The organism is Roseivivax halotolerans (assembly GCF_900115815.1).
GTDB lineage: Bacteria > Pseudomonadota > Alphaproteobacteria > Rhodobacterales > Rhodobacteraceae > Roseivivax > Roseivivax halotolerans.
This window is the reverse complement of sequence record NZ_FOXV01000001.1, coordinates 263,550-280,438: the sequence shown is the minus strand read 5'-3', so window position 1 is coordinate 280,438 and position 16,889 is coordinate 263,550. Positions and strand designations below refer to the sequence as shown.

Sequence of the window (16,889 nt, the reverse complement as noted above, 5' to 3'; positions counted from 1 at the left end):
CGTGACCCTTGACCGAAGGGGCCGCGCCGGACCTAATGATCCCAAGCCAGAGGAGGGACGGGCGCTCAGCGACCGTCTTGGCACAGAGGCCCGGCAACGGGTCCAAGGGAGGAATTGGTTTGACCGAGACGATGGAGGGCGCAGCCGGGCTGCGTTCGATTCCAGCTCTGTTGCGGCGCAATGCGACCACGTTCGCATCGCGTCCCGCCTATCGCGAGAAAGAGTTCGGCATCTGGCAAAGCTGGAGTTGGTCCGAGGCCGAGGCCGAGATCGAGGCCCTCGCGCTCGGGCTGATCGAAATGGGCGTTGCCAAGGGTGACTTCATCGCGATCATCGGGCGAAATCGACCCTATCTCTACTGGTCGATGGTTGCCGCACAAAGCGTCGGGGCCATCCCGGTGCCGCTGTACCAGGACGCGGTCGCCGAAGAGATGGCCTACGTGCTCGATCATTGCGGCGCGAAGCTGGTCATCGCGAGCGACCAGGAGCAAGTCGACAAGGTCATCGAGATCCAGGACCGGCTGCCGGACTTCGAGCGCATGATCTACCTCGATGCGCGGGGCCTTCGGAAATACGATCATTCGGCGCTCACGTCCTTCGAAAACGTGCAGAAGGCGGGCCGCGAGGCGAAGGACCGGCTGGGCGCTGAGCTCGAGGCGCGGCGCACGTCGCTCGGCTACGACGATACCTGCGTCATGCTCTATACCTCGGGCACGACCGGCAAGCCCAAGGGCGTGGTCCTGTCGAACCGCAACATCATCGAGACCGCGAAGGCCTCCTGCCAGTTCGACGCTCTCAGCGAACATGAGGAGGTGCTCGCCTACCTGCCGATGGCCTGGGTCGGAGATTTCATCTTCTCCATCGGTCAGGCCTATTGGGCCGGGTTCTGCGTGAACTGCCCCGAGAGCCCGGACACGATGATGACCGATCTGCGGGAAATTGCGCCGACCTATTATTTCGCACCGCCACGGGTCTTCGAGACGCAGCTGACGCAGATCATGATCCGCATGGAGGATTCGGGGAGGCTGAAGCAGCGGATCTTCCACTACTTCATGAACCACGCGCGGCGCGTCGGTCCGAAGATCCTCGATGGAGAAAGCGTCAGCGCCGGCGACCGGCTCAAATATCGTCTCGGCGAGTTCATGATCTACGGGCCGCTCAAGAACGCGCTGGGCTTCAGCCGGGTGCGGGTGGGATACACCGCCGGCGAGGCGATCGGACCTGAGATCTTCGATTTCTACCGCGCGCTCGGGATCAACCTGAAACAGCTCTACGGCCAGACCGAAGCCTCGGTCTTCATCACGCAGCAGCCCGATGGCGAGGTGCGATCGGACACGGTGGGCGTGCCGTCTCCGGGTGTCGAGCTCCGCATCGCGGAGAACGGCGAGGTCTTCTACCGCTCGCCGGGCACGTTCGTGGAGTATTACAAGAACGCCGAGTCGACGAAGGACACCAAGGATCCCGAGGGCTGGGTTGCGACGGGCGATGCAGGCTTCATCGAGGAAGAGACCGGGCATCTACGGATCATCGACCGCGCCAAGGATGTGGGCAAGATGGCGGACGGCTCGCTCTTCGCGCCGAAATACGTGGAGAACAAGCTCAAGTTCTACCCCAACATCCTCGAAGCTGTCGTGTTCGGCGCAGGCCGCGACCGCTGCGTCGCCTTCATCAACATCGACCTGACCGCCGTGGGCAACTGGGCGGAGCGCAACAACATCGCCTATGCCTCCTACCAGGAGCTCGCCCAGAACAAGCAGGTTCTCGACATGATCCAGGATCACGTCGAGGAGACGAACGCCAGCGTCGCTGAGGACGACATGCTGTCGGGCTGCCAAATTCATCGCTTCTTCGTCTTGCACAAGGAGCTCGACGCCGATGACGGCGAGCTGACCCGCACGCGGAAAGTGCGCCGCAAGATCATCGCCGAGAAGTTCGAGGATCTCGTCGAGGGCCTCTATAGCGGCGAGGACAGCGTCTATACCGAGACCGAAGTGACCTACGAGGACGGGCGCAAGGGCAAGATCAAGGCGACGCTCTTCGCGCGCTCGCCGAAGGTCGTGCCGGTGGCATCGCAGGTCCGGGAGGCGGCGGAATGACGGCCGGACGCTCCCGCTGCGCGGATCGCCCCGCCCGCCATCCGGCAGAGTATGCCGTGAGCGCGGGTCACGGGTGCCCGGCCTACGCCTCTGTCCGGAATGGTCCCGATATGTCCGAATTTCTGCCGAATTCGAGCGGCATCTCTGTCTTTGCGCAGGACGGAACGGTGCTGGAAATCCTGTGCATGTCAGAATGCAGAAGGATTTTCGAGGATGGATTTGAGGTTTCTTGCCGGGGCGGCGGCTGCACTTGTGCTGATCGGCTTTGCAGGGGTCTGCGTGGTGTTCATGCAGGCAGAGCTGCCTGTGATCGAGGACCGCGGCCCGCTGCAGGAGAAACCTGTCATCGTGACGCGGTCAGAGACGCCGGCGCCCGTGGTGCCGGCGCAGCCAGAGCCGCCGCAGGCGACACTTGCTGCGCTCCTCGAGGAGGGCGATCAAGAGGCGCTGCGCCCGGATGTCAGTCCCGAAGAGGCGGCGCAGGCGCAGGCCTTTGCAGATGTGCTGCGCGAGGCGACCGGCGCGGTGCCGCGCGTTTCGGACGAAAAACCGGGCGACCCTATCATCATGCTGGGTGGTCAGCCGAGGCGACCGGACCGGCAGGTGCGCCCCGGCTACTACACCCTTTGGGACGATCTGATGCAGCGCTGCTTTGCCGCCGTGGCGCAGCACGAGACCTTCGACACCAGCGGTCTGACAACCCACGGGGACGATCGTTACGACCCGGACCAGCCGTATACCGAACAGAAATTCTTTTCCGCGGGCAAGGCCTTCGAGGTCAAGATGCGGCCCCGCGACCAGAACCGCGATGGCAAGCCGCTGCGCTGGTGTTCCGTGGCGTCGAACCGGTTCGCGCTTGTCGATCCGGCGGTGACGGGTACGCTCAAGGCGCGCTTTCACGACTGGTGGTCAAAGGCCGGGCATGCCCGCGCGACGACACCGCTGGAGTATCGCTATCAGAAGTCGGACTCGCACGATTGGTACGCCGGTATGACCCGGTTCGGCAGCGTGCAGGGCTGCCCGATCAAGGTCGAGGTCAGCGCACTTTCGATGATGGGCGAAACGGATGTTTCGGTTCATATCCTCGAGGTGGGGAAGGACGGGTGCACCTTGTCTCCGGGTGTCGGCAAGGGACCGGGGGGCGCGGTGCGCATGAACAGGCTGCCGCAAACGGGCAACTAGGGGCGTCGCTGCGCTTTTGTTGCGACAGGGGGGCAGCATGAAAGACGCGCAAGGCTACGTCACCGCGGATGGCCGCCAGATCGGCGGCGTTCTGATGGAGATGAAGAACATCACCCTGCGCTTCGGCGGCGTGGTGGCGATCAACGACATCTCCTTCGACATCCGCGAGGGCGAGATCCGCGCCATCATCGGTCCGAACGGCGCTGGTAAATCCTCGATGCTTAACATCATCTCGGGCTTCTACACGCCAACCGAGGGCGAGGTCTTCTATAAAGGCGAGATACGCCCACAGATGAAGCCTTACGAGGTCGCCCGGATGGGCGTTGCGCGCACCTTCCAGAACATCGCGCTCTTCGAGGGGATGACGGTGCTCGACAACGTGATGACGGGGCGGCTCACCCACATGAATGCCGGGCTCTTTTCCCAGGCGCTGTGGTGGGGCCGTGCGCGCGACGAGGAAATGGACAACCGCGAACACGTGGAGCGGGTGATCGACTTCCTCGAGATCCAGAACATCCGCAAGACGCCGGTTGGCCGACTGCCCTATGGCCTCAAGAAGCGGGTGGAGCTGGCCCGCGCGCTTGCCGCCGAGCCGTCGCTGCTGCTGCTTGACGAGCCGATGGCGGGCATGAATGTCGAGGAGAAGGAGGACATGTCCCGCTTCATCCTCGACGTGAACGATGAGTTCGGCACCACGATCGCGTTGATCGAGCACGACATGGGCGTCGTGATGGACCTGTCGGACCGCGTCGTGGTGATGGATTACGGCAAGAAGATCGGTGACGGCACGCCGGACGAAGTGCGCGGCAACCAGGCGGTGATCGACGCCTATCTCGGGGTGGCGCATTGAGCCGGAGCGCCGCGTACCGCGGCGCCGGGGCTCTGCCCCGGACCCCGCGGTATTGTCGCCAACCCAAAGAACAGGATCCCGCGGGATCCAAGGGCAGGATGAAGGACGCTAAATGCTTTACGACTACCTGATCGCCCCCTTCGTGGACATGGCCGCCGCGCCGGACTTCCTGTTGCAGGTGCTCTGGGAGGGGCTCGTCTCGGGCATCCTCTATGCGCTGATCGCGCTTGGCTTCGTGCTGATCTTCCGCTCGAGCCGGATCTTCAACTTCGCGCAGGGCATCATGGTGGTCTTCGCCGCGCTGACCTTGGTGGGACTTCACGCGATGGGGATCCCGGCGTGGATCAGCGTCGGCCTCACGCTGGCGGTGATGTTCGTGCTGGCGGTCACGATCGAACGGGTCGTGCTGCGCCCGCTTGTCGGACAGCCCGACATAATCCTCTTCATGGCGACGATCGGGATCACGCTCTTCCTGATCGGCTTCGGGGAGATCATCTTCGGCGGCGAGAACAAGGTGATGATCTCCGACGAGCTAGGTATCCCGACGGGCGATACGGTGCTGGAGCCGTTCGGCGGGCTTTTGATCCTGCAGCATCTCGACATCACCGTCGTCGTCGTGGCGACGCTGCTGGTCGCGGCGCTTCTGGCATTTCTCAACTACACGCAGATGGGCCGGGCGATCCGCGCGCTTGGCGACGACCACCAGGCGGCGCTGTCGGTCGGGATTTCGCTTCAGACGATCTGGGTTCTGGTATGGTTCATCGCAGGCATTATCGCGCTCGTGACCGGCATTGCCTGGGGCGCGCGGGCGGGCGTGTCCTTCGCGCTCGAGGTGATCGCCTACAAGGCGCTGCCCGTTCTGATGCTGGGCGGGCTCGAGAGCATCACCGGCGCGATCGTGGGCGGTCTGATGATCGGGATGCTGGAAAAGCTTTTCGAGATCTACTGGGGCCAGCCCTTCCTCGGCGGTAATACCGAGACCTGGTTCGCCTTCGTGCTCGCGCTGATCGTGCTTCTCTTCCGGCCCCAGGGGCTCTTCGGGGAAAGGATCATCGAGCGTGTTTAGCGTGCATCGGGCCACATATTCCGCGCAGCAGGCCGTTGACCCGGCGGCCGCTCCGCGCGCTGATACAGAGGCGCAGTGCGGCTTTGGGCCTGAGGGTGCGGGATGGACAACGACAAGAAGCCAGGCCGGAGTTCTGATCGCGCCGATGTCCTGTCCTATCTCAAGGCCGGTACCTGGTACTGGATCCTGTGCGGCGTTGCCGGTCTTTGGGCTGCAGGCTTCCTGGCCTATGCGATCGCGCTTCTCATCGACTGGGGCGCTGACGACTGGCGGCTGCACGACGGGTTCGGAAAGGTCATCGGGATCGTTTTTGTCCTCATGCTCGCAGCGGCCGGCACGTCCGTCTCGGTCTGGGCCTATCTCGTCGCGGTGCCGCCGCGTGCATCGCGAGAGGATCGCAGGGCGGACCGGGTCGACTGAGCCCGCCAGCCAGTTCTTTCTTATACTTCACTCACCATCCTTGCGCTCCGGGCTTTCGGCCCGGATGCGGCAGGCCGTCTGAGGATCCGATATGCTCTACCGCACCGCTGGCCAGTTCAAGACAAGCTATACCGCCGACCAAGCGCTGTTCCCGGTCCGCCAGGATGCGGTGCTTCTGGGCGTGATCCTGCTCTTTGCTTACGTGATCTTCCCGCTGACCGCGTCGGAATTCGCCTACCAGACGTTGCTGATCCCGATCCTGATCTACGCGCTGGCGGCGATGGGTCTCAATATCCTGACGGGGTATGCTGGTCAGCTATCTCTCGGGACGGGCGCGTTCATGGGTGTCGGAGCCTATGCCTGTTACAAGCTCATCACGATCTTTCCGTGGATGAACCCGGTTGTCGCGATCCTTCTGTCGGGGGTGTTTTCTGCCGGCGTCGGGGTGGTGTTCGGTATCCCCTCGCTTCGGATCAAGGGATTCTACCTCGCCATCGCGACGCTGGCCGCACAGTTCTTCCTGGTCTGGCTATTCGAGAAATGGGCCTGGCTATACAATTACAACGCCTCAGGCGCGATCCAGGTGCCGAACCTCGAGATGTTCGGCGTCTATGTCTCGGGTCCGCAGGCCGGGAGCACGACGCAATACTATCTCGTTCTCGGGATCGTCACGCTGATGACGCTGCTCTGCATCAACCTCACGCGCGGGAACCTGGGGCGGACGTGGAAAGCGACGCGCGACATGGACATCGCGGCGGAGCTCATCGGCATCAACCTGATGAAATCGAAGCTCATCGCCTTCGCGGTCTCGTCGTATGTCGTCGGCGTCGCGGGCGCGCTCTACGTCTTCATGTGGAAGGGCGCGGCGGAGCCGAACGTCTTCGACATCCCGCTCAGCTTCCAGGTTCTGTTCATCGCGATCATCGGCGGGCTCGGTTCGATCCTCGGAAACTACCTGGGCGCCATCCTGATCGTCGGGCTGCCGGTGGTTTTGAACCTCGTGCCCGCTGCCGTCGGACTATCGATCTCTTCGGCGACGGTGGAACACCTCAACGTCATGATCGTCGGCGGGCTCATCATCTTCTTTCTGATCGTGGAGCCGCATGGCCTCGCGCAACTTTGGCGTCTCATTCGTGAGAAGCTCATCATCTGGCCGTTCCCGCATTGAGACCGGCCCAAAGGCAATAACCTGACGAACAGGGACTTCACCCAAGGGAGGAAAGACATGAAACACTTTACCAAAACGGCCGCGGCCGCCGTGCTGGGCCTCGGCCTCGGCACCGCTGCCGTCGCACAGGAGCTCTACGTTCCGAACCTCGCCTACCGGACCGGCCCCTTCGCCGCGACCGGCATTCCGCTGATGAACGGACAGGCCGATTATTTCACCATGCTCAACGAGCGCGATGGTGGCATCGGCGGCGTTCCGGTCAATGCGGCCGAATGCGAGACCGGCTATTCGACCGAGAAGGGTGTCGAATGCTACGAGAAGGTGAAGAGCGATGCGCTCGTCACGCAGCCCTGGTCGACCGGCATCACGCTCCAGGTTCTGCCCAAAACCAACGTGGACGAGATCCCGATCCTCGCGCCGGGCTACGGCTTCTCGCCGATGGCGGACGGCACGGTATTCCAGTGGGCCTTCAATATGCCTGCCGGTTACTGGGATGCGGCCTCCATGATCGTCCAGCACATGGAGAGCGAAGGCGATCTCGACGGCAAGAAGGTCGCGTTCCTGCATCTCGACCACCCATTCGGCAAGGAACCTCTTCCGATCCTCGAGAAACTCGCGGGCGAGAAGGGCTTCGAGCTACTGCCGATCCCGGTCGGCCTGAAGGAAATGCAGAACCAGTCCGCGCAATGGCTGCAGATCCGCCGCGAGCGTCCCGATTATGTCGTGATGTGGGGCTGGGGCGCGATGAACGCCGGCGCCATCACCGAAGCGGTGAAGACGAAGTACCCGATGGAGAACTTCATCGGCGTCTGGTGGGCCGGTCACGATGCGGACCTGCGTCTCGTTGGTGAGGACGGCGCGGGCTACAAGTCGATTTCCTGGTCCTTCCCGAACGCCGATGCGCCAGTGATGCGGGACATCCAGGAACTCGTGATCGATGCGGGCCTGTCCGAAACCAATCCCGAAGAGGCGTCCGGCGTGTTCTACTCTCGCGGCGTCGTCATCTCTGCGATCCTAGGCGAGGCGATCCGCACCGCCCAGGAAGAGTATGGCACGGCCGAGATCAGCGCGCCGCAGCTGCGTTGGGGCCTCGAGAACATCAACATGACCGAAGAGCGTATCACCGAGCTCGGTCTTGACGGGATGGTGCCGCCGTTCTCCACCTCCTGCGCCAATCATACCGGCCATTCAGGCGGCTGGATGCTGGAGTGGGACGGTGAGAAGTTCATCAAGGCGTCCGATCTCATGACCGCCAATCAGGATGACTACCAGGACCTGATTGCGGAGAAGGCCCAGGAATACGCGTCCTCGAACGCTCCCTGGCCGACGAACGAGGAATGCTCGGCCACGAACTGAGCCTGACGAACGCCGGTGGCGGCGCGGATATGCCGCCGCCGGTTTTCCACGACTTTCGGACCTGCCATCGGGTTTTCACTTCATGCGTTTTCTCGTCTTTGCAGCTCTCGTTCTTGCTCTGACCGGCTTCGCTCAGGACGCCGCCGCGCAGCGCAGCCTGTCGACCGGCGGGCAGATGGAAATCCAGTCGCCGAAGAAGCCCCACAGCTATGCGAGGGTCAATTTCAGCGACGGCACCAGCGGCGAGCGGTTTTCCTTGAAGGCGGGGGATTGCGTGAAGAACAACAACGATTGCCGCGACGACCGCGAAAGGGTCGAGTTCTTCGACAAGCGGCAATCTATCCGGCCGGGCGATGAGCATTGGTATGCCTGGTCCTTCTACCTGCCGCCCGACGCATTTCCGCGTCTCTCTGGCGCAGGTCCGGCCTATACGTTCGGTCAGGTACATCAGCGCGGAAGCAGCGGTCCGGAAATCCTGTTTCAGCTGTTTTCCGACGGGTTCTTCGTGAACCTTTCGAACCCCTACCGTCTCGACGACGACCCGATGAACCCGATCGGACCGTATCGACAGGTCCGTATCGCGCGCCAAAGCGATCTGACCAATCGTTGGACGCGCATTACGCTGCAGGCGAGATGGTCGCGGAATGAGGATGGGTTCATCAATGTCTGGATGAATGGCCGGCCGGTCTGGTCCTATACCGGCGCGACCACGAACGCCGACGATCCCTTGTATTTCAAATACGGTCTCTACCGGGCGTTCGTGTCCCGCTGTGGCGGACCGTGCCCCGATGCCACCGTCTTCTACCGAAATGTCCGCCAGGGACGCACGCAAGCCGAGGTACAATAGCCATGCTCGACGCCGCGAAAACCGACGAGGCCCTGATCGAGGTCAACAATGTCGAGGTGATCTACAATCACGTGATCCTCGTTCTTAAGGGCGTGTCGCTGACGGTGAAGAAGGGCGGCATCACCGCGCTTCTCGGCGGCAACGGAGCGGGCAAGACGACGACGCTCAAGGCGATCTCGAACCTTCTGCATTCCGAGCGCGGGGAAGTGACCAAGGGCTCGATCCTCTACAAGGGCGAGCGCGTGCAGCATCTCGATCCTTCCGCGCTGGTAAAGCGCGGGGTGATCCAGGTCATGGAAGGTCGGCACTGCTTCGAGCACCTGACCGTCGAAGAGAACCTTCGCACCGGCGCCTATACCCGCAAAGACGGGAAGGCTGCGATCGAGGCGGATCTCGAGATGGTCTATTCCTATTTCCCGCGCCTCAAGGAGCGCCGCAAAAGCCAGGCGGGCTATACCTCGGGCGGCGAGCAACAGATGTGCGCGATCGGCCGGGCGCTGATGTCCAGACCCGAGACGATCCTTCTCGACGAGCCCTCGATGGGCCTGGCGCCGCAGCTGGTGGAGCAGATCTTCGAGATCGTGAAAGCGGTGAACGAAGGCGAGGGCGTGTCTTTTCTGCTTGCCGAGCAGAACACAAACGTCGCGCTGCGCTATGCCCATACCGGCTACATCTTGGAATCAGGGCGCGTCGTGATGGAAGGCTCCGCCGATGGGCTTCGGGAGAACCCGGACGTGAAGGAATTCTATCTGGGTATGTCGGATGAGGGGCGGCGGTCCTTCCGCGATGTACGCTCCTACCGCCGTCGGAAGCGCTGGCTGGCTTAGATCGTTGCGAGGCAAGTTCCACTCACAAATACGTAAAAAGGCGGCATATTTTTTCGAAAGAGGGGGAACGTAACAAATCTCCAAAAGTTGGTGAGCCAGCGTTGCACTAGTGACGTAAGACGAAGGAGATTTATTATGAAACGTTCCACCACTCTTCTCGCCGCGTTCGGTATTGCTGTCACCGGCTCCGCCGCTTTCGCGCAGGACATGATGGCACCCGCCGAAATCACCTGTGATGACTTTGCCGGCATGGATGAAGCCGGTCAGATGGCTGTCGCAGAAGCTGTTGTCGCCGAGCTGGAATCTACCGCAGCTCCGGATGCGATGATGATTGAGATCGAGGCTGCATGCGAAGCCAACACCGAAGCTGCATCCGTACTGACTGCTGCAACGGTTGGCTCTACCGACTGATCGTTCGCAACAGAACGGCACGTATCAATCCGGCCCGCGTTCCGCGCGGCCGGATTTTTCTTTGTCAGTCTTTTATCGGCCATGTCAGGCCGACCATCTCCTCCGGCCTGTCGTGGCCCGTGTTATCTGATAGCGTCGGCCCGGTAATGGCATGACGGGCCTGTGCGGCCCATGTCCGACAGGAGGAGCAAGACATGACCGATCCCGATCAACTGGAAGCCCGAAGCCCCGAAGAGCGCGCAAGTGACCTTGCCGACGCGTTGCCGCACCAGATCGCACGCGCGCAGGCCCTCGAAGGCTTTGCAGCACTGCGGGAATTCGAGGCGAGCGAGATCACCTCGCTTGCCGATCTCGCTCGGCTGCCGGTCTTGCGGAAATCGGATCTTGTCGCGGCGCAGACCGATGCACCGCCCTTCGGTGGGCTGGCGGGCCCTCTTTCGACATTCAGCCACGTTTTTCAGAGCCCCGGTCCGATCTATGAACCCGGCCGGATCGATGACGACTGGTTCCGCCTTGGCCGCTTCCTGCGCGCCGCTGGCTTTCACGGCGGTGATGTCGTGCAGAACTGCTTCGGCTATCACCTGACGCCCGCCGGCATGATGTTCGAATCCGCCGCGCGAGCGGTCGGAGCGACGGTCCTGCCTGCCGGCACCGGCCAGACCGAGCTGCAGGCGCGCGCGGCTGCTGACATCGGCACTACCGCCTATGCCGGGACGCCCGATTACCTGAAGGTCATTCTGGAGAAAGCCGACGAGATGGGTCTGACGCTCTCCATCGCCAAGGCTGCCGTTTCCGGCGGGGCGCTCTTTCCGTCACTCAGAGACTTTTATGAGAGCCGCGGCATCGACTGCCTGCAATGTTACGCGACGGCCGATCTCGGGCTCATCGCCTATGAAAGCCCTGCCAAGGAAGGGATGATCGTCGATGAGAACGTCATCGTCGAGATCGTGACACCCGGCACCGGCGATCCGGTGGCCGAAGGCGAAGTCGGCGAGGTCGTTGTCACCACGCTCAATGCAGATTACCCGCTCATTCGCTTCGCAACCGGCGACATGTCCGCCATGATGCCGGGTCAAAGTCCGTGCGGGCGCACCAATATGCGGATCAAGGGCTGGATGGGCCGTGCCGATCAGACGACCAAGATCAAGGGCATGTTCGTCCGTCCCGAACAGGTCGCGGACCTCGTCGCCCGCCATCCCGAGATAGAGCGTGCCCGCGTTGTCGCCGCGCGCGAGGATGAGAACGACACGATGATCGTGCGGATCGAGAGCACGGCCAGCGATGCCGCACCATTCGAGGCCAGCGTCGCGGATGTGCTGAAGCTCAAGGGCCGGGTCGAGATCGTCGCGCCCGGCTCTCTGCCCCGCGATGGTCTCGTGATCGAGGATACGCGAAGTTACGACTGAAAGGAGCCGCCATGCGCCGCCTGACCCTCACCCTCGCCGCTTGTCTCTGGACCACGAGCGCGCTCGCCGACAGCGCAGCGCTGCTCGTCGAGAACGCGGCGCCCTCGGTGCTCGACCGACTGCGCGGCAGCGATGGTGTTGCCGCGGCGGTCACGCCGCTTCGCGAGGCGGGTGTCGATGTGCTGGCGTTGCGCGGCGCAGATGGGGCAGAGATGCGCGAAGGGCTCGGCCGTTTCATCGAGACGCTCGATCCCGAAACGGACCGCGTGGCCATCGTGCTTTCGGGGCGCTTCGTGAATACAGGCCGCGAAACCTATCTTCTGCCCGCCGATGGAGAGGCCGACGCGGGCGCGATCTTCGCCGATGCCATGCCGCTGTCGCCGCTCCTTGCGATCCTCGCGGACTATCCCGGTCAAGCCGTGCTGATGCTGGCCGAGGGCGCGCCGAACGCGCTCGATGCACGGTTTCTCAAGGATGGCGCGGGCCGGTTCGAGCTGCCGCAAGGCGTGACGCTGATCCGAGGTGCGCCGGACATGATCGCCCGCCTCGCGCGGCAGGATCTCGCAACCCCTGCCCGCACGATCGTCGCCACCGCCCGCGAGGAAAATCTCGGCGTGGAAGGCTTCGCGCCGTCGAGTTTCGCCTTTCTTCCGGCCGCGAGACCGCCGGAGACCGAGCCCGACCGCCCGGAAGAGCCTCAAGACCTCCCGCAGGTGTCAGACGCAGAGGCGGAGCTGCGTCTTTGGGAGGACGTCTCGGCGCGTGACGACGCGGACGCTTATGAGCTTTATCTCAAAGCTTTTCCCTCGGGTCCGAACGCGGGAGCCGCGCGTGATCGTCTGGCTGCCATAGAGGCGGAGCCGGGCCGCGAAGCGCGTCTGACCGAAGAGACCCTCGAGCTGACGCGCGAGGAGCGTTCAGAGATCCAGCGCGATCTGTCGCTGCTCGACTACAACACGCGCGGCATCGACGGCATCTTCGGTCCCGGCACGCGCAGCGCCATCGAGGCTTGGCAGGAGGATCGCGGCTTCGAAGTAACAAGCTATCTGACCGGCGCGCAGATCGACCGGCTGGACGATCAGGCGGCCGAGCGGGCTGAAGAGCTGGAGCGTGAAGCCGCCGCCCGCGAGGCCGAACGGGCGCGCAATGATCGCGCCTATTGGCAACAGACGGGCGCTTCGGGCGAAGAAGCGGATCTGCGCGCCTATCTGGAGCGCTACCCCGATGGCGATTATGCGGATCTCGCGGAAGACGAGCTTGGAGAGATCGAAGCCGCGCGCGCCGAGGCAGCGGCGCGTCAGGACCGGCAGGCCTGGGCCACCGCCGAGGAGACCGACACGACGGGCGCTTATCGCCAATACCTGTCGGACTATCCCGACGGAGCCTTCGCCGAGCAGGCCGAACGCCGTCTGTCGCAGCTCGAACAGCCAAGCGAAGAGCGGCAGGCCGAGGCACAGGCACAGGCGGAAGAAGCCGCGCTCAACCTCTCCCCGATGGCGCGGCGGCTTGCCGAGGCCAAGCTCGCCTCGCTCGATCTCGGTCCGGGGCGGATCGATGGATCTTTCGATGGCGACACCCGCCGGGCGATCCGGCGCTACCAGGATTCTCGTGGGCTGGGTGTCACGGGCTATCTCGATCAGCCGACGGTCGTGCGGCTTCTGGCTGACTCGATCCTGAGATGAGCCGAACGAAAAAGGCCGCACCCGAAGGTGCGGCCCTTTGCATCGAAACCTAGGCGGCTCAGCCCTGACGGGCTTTGAACCGACGCTGGGTCTTGTTGATGACGTAAACTCGGCCCTTCCGGCGCACAACGCGGCAATCGCGATGGCGGGACTTGAGCGAGCGGAGCGAATTCCGAACCTTCATGGCTGGTCTCCTCGTGTCGCGGCGCCAGGCGCGCCTTGGGGTTGCGTGTCACCCCTGGCAGCGCGCGCGGCACCCCGGGGGCAGTGAATTCATGGTGGGCGGTACTGGGATCGAACCAGTGACCCCTACGATGTCAACGTAGTGCTCTACCGCTGAGCTAACCGCCCACACCGGCCCGAGTTCCATCCGATTGCACCCCATTAACGAAATGGGGCGCGGATCTCACCGCGCCGGTGGACGGGTCTTTAAAAGGAGTCGGAACGGAGATCAAGGGCTTTTGGCCCGAGAATAATTCGGGCTATCTTACGCGCATCGTTGGGGAGCCAAAATGCCGAAATCGGCCTATCACCTTTACCGTCCGCAGGCGCTGACAAGCTGCGTCGTGTTCGCGTCGCCGCATTCGTCGCGCGATTATCCGTGGTCGTTCCTGCGGCACACGGTTCTCGACGAACACGCGATCCGCTCGTCCGAGGATGCCTACGTGGACCGGCTCTTCGAATGCGTGACGGATTACGGTGCGAGCTTTCTCAAGGCGGGTGCGCCGCGCGCCTTCGTCGATCTCAATCGCGCCTCCGACGAGCTCGACCCGGCCTTGATAGAGGGGGTGCGCCGCATCGGCCACAACCCCCGCGTGGCCTCGGGGCTCGGGGTCGTGCCGCGCGTCGTCGCCAACGGGCGGGCCATTTATCGCGGCAAGCTTCCCATGGCCGAGGCGGAACGCCGGATCGCCGGGTATTGGCGGCCCTATCACGACCGGCTGCAAACTCTGCTCGACGAGGCACGCGCCGCGTTCGGCACGTCGATCCTCATCGATTGTCATTCGATGCCGCACGAGGCAGCCGAAGGCGCGGCTCGTTCGGGCGGGATTCGCCCCGAGATCGTCATCGGTGATCGGTTTGGCGCGTCGGCAGACGGCGAGATCGTCGACAGGATCGAAGCCGCCTTCACCTCTGCGGGCCTCGCTGTCACGCGCAACACACCCTTCGCGGGTGCCTACAGCACGCAGCATTACGGGCGCCCGTCGCGGTCCCAGAATGCCGTGCAGATCGAGATCGATCGCGCCATCTACATGGATGAGCGCACGATCCGCCCCAGCGCCAATTTCCACGCCTTCCGCAAGGTGCTGCGCGGGATTATCGCGGATATCGCCGCGATCCGGCCCGGCGAGCCCTCGTCTCTCGCCGCTGAGTGATCAGAACAATCGGGAGAGTGCGGCCTCGAGCGGCGCGTCGTCCTTGAACTTCAGTCGCACCGGCAGGGTCAGCACCTTCATGCGGAAATCGGCTGGCAGACGCACTGCGTCCTTCTCCGTCGTCACGAGCTGTGCGTTGCGCGCCCGCGCTTCTGTTTCGATCCGGGTCATCAGGGCGGCGGTCAAGGGCTGATGATCGTCGAGCGCTTCGGCCCGGATCACCTCCGCGCCGAGACCGCGCAGGGTGCGGAAGAACTTCTCGGGATAGCCGATACCGGCGAAGGCGAGGGCGCGTAGGCCTTCCCACGACATGCCCGTCTGAAGAGGTTCGAGCGCGCCCCGAAGCCGCGGCAGTTCCGCGGGCAGCGGCCAGTTGCTGTCGAAACTCTCTTGGCTGGTATCGTCCCCGATCGTGAGCAGAAGATCGGCGCGGGAAAGACCCGGCCCGACCGGCTCGCGCAACGGACCTGCAGGAAGGCAAAGACCGTTGCCAAATCCCTGCACGGCGTCCGCCACGATGATGGACAGGTCTTTCTCCAGAGCCGGGTTCTGAAATCCGTCATCCAGCAGGATCGCTTGCGCGCCCTCCGCGATGGCGGCTTCCGCGCCCTCCGCGCGATCCTTGGAGACCCAGACCGGGCCGAAGGCGGAGAGAAGAAGTGGCTCGTCCCCGACCTCCGACGCATCGTGGCGCGACGGGTCAACGCGAACCGGACCTGCCAAGGTGCCGCCATAGCCGCGCGAGACGACATGCGCGGTGATGCCATGCGTTGCGAGACGCGGGACCAGATCCATAACCGTAGGTGTCTTGCCCGTACCGCCAGCGCTGAGATTGCCGACGCAGATCACCGGCACATCCAGCTTTTTGCCGGGACGAGAGACGCGGCGCGCCGTGGACCATTCGGTCACCCGGCCGAGCGGGGCAAGCGCGCGCGCGGCACGGCCAGGCGCATTCGGCGGATTCGACCAGAACGCTGGCGGCCGCATCATTTTGCCTCCGTACGCGTGCGGCCGGCATCGAGCATCGAGGAGATCTGCCCGACGATCCGATCCTCGGTTTTCGCGCCTGCCGTTACCACGTCCCAGCCGGCATGGGCCATCGTCGCCGCGCGATCGGGGGCGATCACCTGCGAGACCGCTGCCGACAGGGAATGTGCATCCCGGACGATGCGCGCGGCTCCGGCATCGACAAGCCGCGAATAGGTGGCGAGGTGATGTCCCACGTTCGGGCCGTAGAGCACCGCCGATCCCAAGGCCGCCGCCTCCAGCGGATCCGTTCCGCCATGCCCGGCGGCCAGCGATCCGCCGAGAAAGCTCAGAGGTGCGAGACGGTACCAAAGCCCAAGCTCGGCCGGGCTTTCGCAGAGGACGATCTGGGTGAGGTCGTCGGGCATGTCGCCGTCGTCCCACCGGGCAATCCGCATCTCGCTGGCCTCTGCAAAACGGGTGGCGGCCTCCGCATCGTCGCGGTCCTCGGGCACGAGAATGAGTAGCAGGCGATGAGCGAGGCGGCTCGCCCCGGCATGGGCGTCGAAGATGTCGCGCATCTCGCCGGCGCGGGCGCGGGCGGCGAGCCAGACAGGGCGCCCCCCGATCGCGGCGGCCACCTCCTCGTGCAGATCCGGCGGGCAATCGAGCGGCGGCGGCACGGACGTCAGATGCCCTGTCCGCTCGATCCGTGTCTCGGCCGGAAGCAGGCGGCGCAACCGGCGCTCCGCCTCGCGCGAGACGCAGAGGATCTGGCTGAAGCGCGACAGGGCGGCGGGAGCCGCATCCGGTAGCCAACGCGGGGCAGGCGTCGAGAAGGGCGCTTCGCGCGCGTTCACGAGGAGCGAGGCACGTCCTGCAAGCCGCATCGCCTCCATCAGGGCGGGCCTGAGATCCTGCCCGGCCCAGACCAGAAGGTTCGGCCGCCAATGGGCCAGAAAATCCTGTGCCTGGGCAAGGGTTTCCTCGGGCAGATCCACCGCGTCACCATCGGGCCAATACCCGGTTTTCAGCAATGACAATTCGGGCGATTGCTGCGTTATCCGGGCGGCGAGAGCAGCCAAGGGCGGCTGATCGGTGGCACTCGCCGCATGCAGCCACAACAGCGGGCCGTCCGGCCGGGCGGGCCGCTCCAATACGGGGCCAAGCGCTTCGGCAGGACGGGTCAGCGCCAGATAGGCGGACAGGGAAAAGGGACGCCTCGACATCGCGCGC

The 16,889-nt window shown here is 64.0% G+C and carries 16 protein-coding genes and 1 tRNA gene; 13 read left to right on the top strand and 4 right to left on the bottom strand.

Going from position 1 to position 16,889, the window contains the following annotated elements; all coding sequences use genetic code 11:
* Positions 1–131 precede the first annotated feature (131 nt).
* The 12 genes from BM171_RS01390 (at position 132) to BM171_RS01335 (ending at position 13,311) form a co-directional block, all read left to right on the top strand.
* Positions 132–2,096, top strand: a complete 1,965-nt coding sequence (locus BM171_RS01390) for an AMP-binding protein (protein ID WP_093009271.1) — start codon at positions 132–134, stop codon at positions 2,094–2,096.
* Between the two features lie 213 nt (positions 2,097–2,309).
* On the top strand, positions 2,310–3,278 hold the full coding sequence (locus BM171_RS01385; protein ID WP_093008997.1) for a hypothetical protein: 969 nt from the start codon (positions 2,310–2,312) through the stop codon (positions 3,276–3,278).
* Between the two features lie 37 nt (positions 3,279–3,315).
* On the top strand, positions 3,316–4,128 hold the full coding sequence (locus BM171_RS01380) for an ABC transporter ATP-binding protein (RefSeq protein ID WP_093008996.1): 813 nt from the start codon (positions 3,316–3,318) through the stop codon (positions 4,126–4,128).
* Positions 4,129–4,240: 112 nt separating this feature from the next.
* On the top strand, positions 4,241–5,194 hold the full coding sequence (locus BM171_RS01375) for a branched-chain amino acid ABC transporter permease (protein WP_093008995.1): 954 nt from the start codon (positions 4,241–4,243) through the stop codon (positions 5,192–5,194).
* Between the two features lie 102 nt (positions 5,195–5,296).
* Entirely contained in the window at positions 5,297–5,614 is a 318-nt protein-coding gene (locus BM171_RS01370; RefSeq protein WP_093008994.1) for a hypothetical protein, read from the top strand.
* Between the two features lie 91 nt (positions 5,615–5,705).
* On the top strand, positions 5,706–6,782 hold the full coding sequence (locus BM171_RS01365; protein WP_093008993.1) for a branched-chain amino acid ABC transporter permease: 1,077 nt from the start codon (positions 5,706–5,708) through the stop codon (positions 6,780–6,782).
* Between the two features lie 57 nt (positions 6,783–6,839).
* Positions 6,840–8,138 (top strand): ABC transporter substrate-binding protein, encoded by a 1,299-nt coding sequence (locus BM171_RS01360; protein ID WP_093008992.1) that lies wholly within the window; start codon positions 6,840–6,842, stop codon positions 8,136–8,138.
* Between the two features lie 82 nt (positions 8,139–8,220).
* The gene (locus BM171_RS01355; RefSeq protein ID WP_093008991.1) at positions 8,221–8,985 is read left to right on the top strand and encodes a polysaccharide lyase family 20 protein; all 765 of its coding nucleotides are present in this window, start codon (positions 8,221–8,223) and stop codon (positions 8,983–8,985) included.
* A gap of 2 nt (positions 8,986–8,987) precedes the next feature.
* A complete protein-coding gene (locus BM171_RS01350; protein WP_093008990.1) occupies positions 8,988–9,812 on the top strand; it encodes an ABC transporter ATP-binding protein in 825 nt (274 codons plus the stop codon).
* Positions 9,813–9,947: 135 nt separating this feature from the next.
* Positions 9,948–10,223, top strand: coding sequence for an HdeA/HdeB family chaperone (locus BM171_RS01345; protein ID WP_093008989.1), 276 nt, complete (start codon positions 9,948–9,950; stop codon positions 10,221–10,223).
* Between the two features lie 194 nt (positions 10,224–10,417).
* Positions 10,418–11,629, top strand: coding sequence for a phenylacetate--CoA ligase family protein (locus BM171_RS01340; protein ID WP_093008988.1), 1,212 nt, complete (start codon positions 10,418–10,420; stop codon positions 11,627–11,629).
* Between the two features lie 11 nt (positions 11,630–11,640).
* On the top strand, positions 11,641–13,311 hold the full coding sequence (locus BM171_RS01335; protein ID WP_093008987.1) for a peptidoglycan-binding domain-containing protein: 1,671 nt from the start codon (positions 11,641–11,643) through the stop codon (positions 13,309–13,311).
* 58 nt (positions 13,312–13,369) lie between these two features.
* Here the strand turns inward: BM171_RS01335 and ykgO are convergent, their stop codons facing one another.
* Together ykgO and BM171_RS01325 are read right to left on the bottom strand one after the other, a co-directional pair.
* Entirely contained in the window at positions 13,370–13,495 is a 126-nt protein-coding gene (gene ykgO / locus BM171_RS01330) for a type B 50S ribosomal protein L36 (RefSeq protein WP_028287243.1), read from the bottom strand.
* A 92-nt stretch (positions 13,496–13,587) separates the two neighbouring features.
* Positions 13,588–13,662: transfer RNA gene (locus BM171_RS01325), tRNA-Val, on the bottom strand.
* Positions 13,663–13,823: 161 nt separating this feature from the next.
* On the opposite strand from BM171_RS01325, the gene BM171_RS01320 reads away from it, so the two are divergent.
* Complete coding sequence (locus tag BM171_RS01320; RefSeq protein ID WP_093008986.1) at positions 13,824–14,687, top strand: N-formylglutamate amidohydrolase; 864 nt, start codon at positions 13,824–13,826, stop codon at positions 14,685–14,687.
* On the opposite strand, the gene lpxK is transcribed toward BM171_RS01320, so the two are convergent.
* Entirely contained in the window at positions 14,688–15,674 is a 987-nt protein-coding gene (gene lpxK / locus BM171_RS01315; RefSeq protein ID WP_093009270.1) for a tetraacyldisaccharide 4'-kinase, read from the bottom strand.
* Positions 15,674–16,882, bottom strand: a complete 1,209-nt coding sequence (locus BM171_RS01310; protein WP_093008985.1) for a 3-deoxy-D-manno-octulosonic acid transferase — start codon at positions 16,880–16,882, stop codon at positions 15,674–15,676. Before BM171_RS01310 ends, lpxK begins: the two co-directional genes overlap by 1 nt.
* Positions 16,883–16,889: the final 7 nt, after the last annotated feature.

Coding starts and splice junctions, on each gene's coding strand:
- BM171_RS01390 (WP_093009271.1), top strand. CDS start 132: ATGGAGGGCGCAGCCGGGCTGCGTTCGATTCCAGCTCTGTTGCGGCGC.
- BM171_RS01385 (WP_093008997.1), top strand. CDS start 2,310: ATGGATTTGAGGTTTCTTGCCGGGGCGGCGGCTGCACTTGTGCTGATC.
- BM171_RS01380 (WP_093008996.1), top strand. CDS start 3,316: ATGAAAGACGCGCAAGGCTACGTCACCGCGGATGGCCGCCAGATCGGC.
- BM171_RS01375 (WP_093008995.1), top strand. CDS start 4,241: ATGCTTTACGACTACCTGATCGCCCCCTTCGTGGACATGGCCGCCGCG.
- BM171_RS01370 (WP_093008994.1), top strand. CDS start 5,297: ATGGACAACGACAAGAAGCCAGGCCGGAGTTCTGATCGCGCCGATGTC.
- BM171_RS01365 (WP_093008993.1), top strand. CDS start 5,706: ATGCTCTACCGCACCGCTGGCCAGTTCAAGACAAGCTATACCGCCGAC.
- BM171_RS01360 (WP_093008992.1), top strand. CDS start 6,840: ATGAAACACTTTACCAAAACGGCCGCGGCCGCCGTGCTGGGCCTCGGC.
- BM171_RS01355 (WP_093008991.1), top strand. CDS start 8,221: ATGCGTTTTCTCGTCTTTGCAGCTCTCGTTCTTGCTCTGACCGGCTTC.
- BM171_RS01350 (WP_093008990.1), top strand. CDS start 8,988: ATGCTCGACGCCGCGAAAACCGACGAGGCCCTGATCGAGGTCAACAAT.
- BM171_RS01345 (WP_093008989.1), top strand. CDS start 9,948: ATGAAACGTTCCACCACTCTTCTCGCCGCGTTCGGTATTGCTGTCACC.
- BM171_RS01340 (WP_093008988.1), top strand. CDS start 10,418: ATGACCGATCCCGATCAACTGGAAGCCCGAAGCCCCGAAGAGCGCGCA.
- BM171_RS01335 (WP_093008987.1), top strand. CDS start 11,641: ATGCGCCGCCTGACCCTCACCCTCGCCGCTTGTCTCTGGACCACGAGC.
- ykgO (WP_028287243.1), bottom strand. CDS start 13,495: ATGAAGGTTCGGAATTCGCTCCGCTCGCTCAAGTCCCGCCATCGCGAT.
- BM171_RS01320 (WP_093008986.1), top strand. CDS start 13,824: ATGCCGAAATCGGCCTATCACCTTTACCGTCCGCAGGCGCTGACAAGC.
- lpxK (WP_093009270.1), bottom strand. CDS start 15,674: ATGCGGCCGCCAGCGTTCTGGTCGAATCCGCCGAATGCGCCTGGCCGT.
- BM171_RS01310 (WP_093008985.1), bottom strand. CDS start 16,882: ATGTCGAGGCGTCCCTTTTCCCTGTCCGCCTATCTGGCGCTGACCCGT.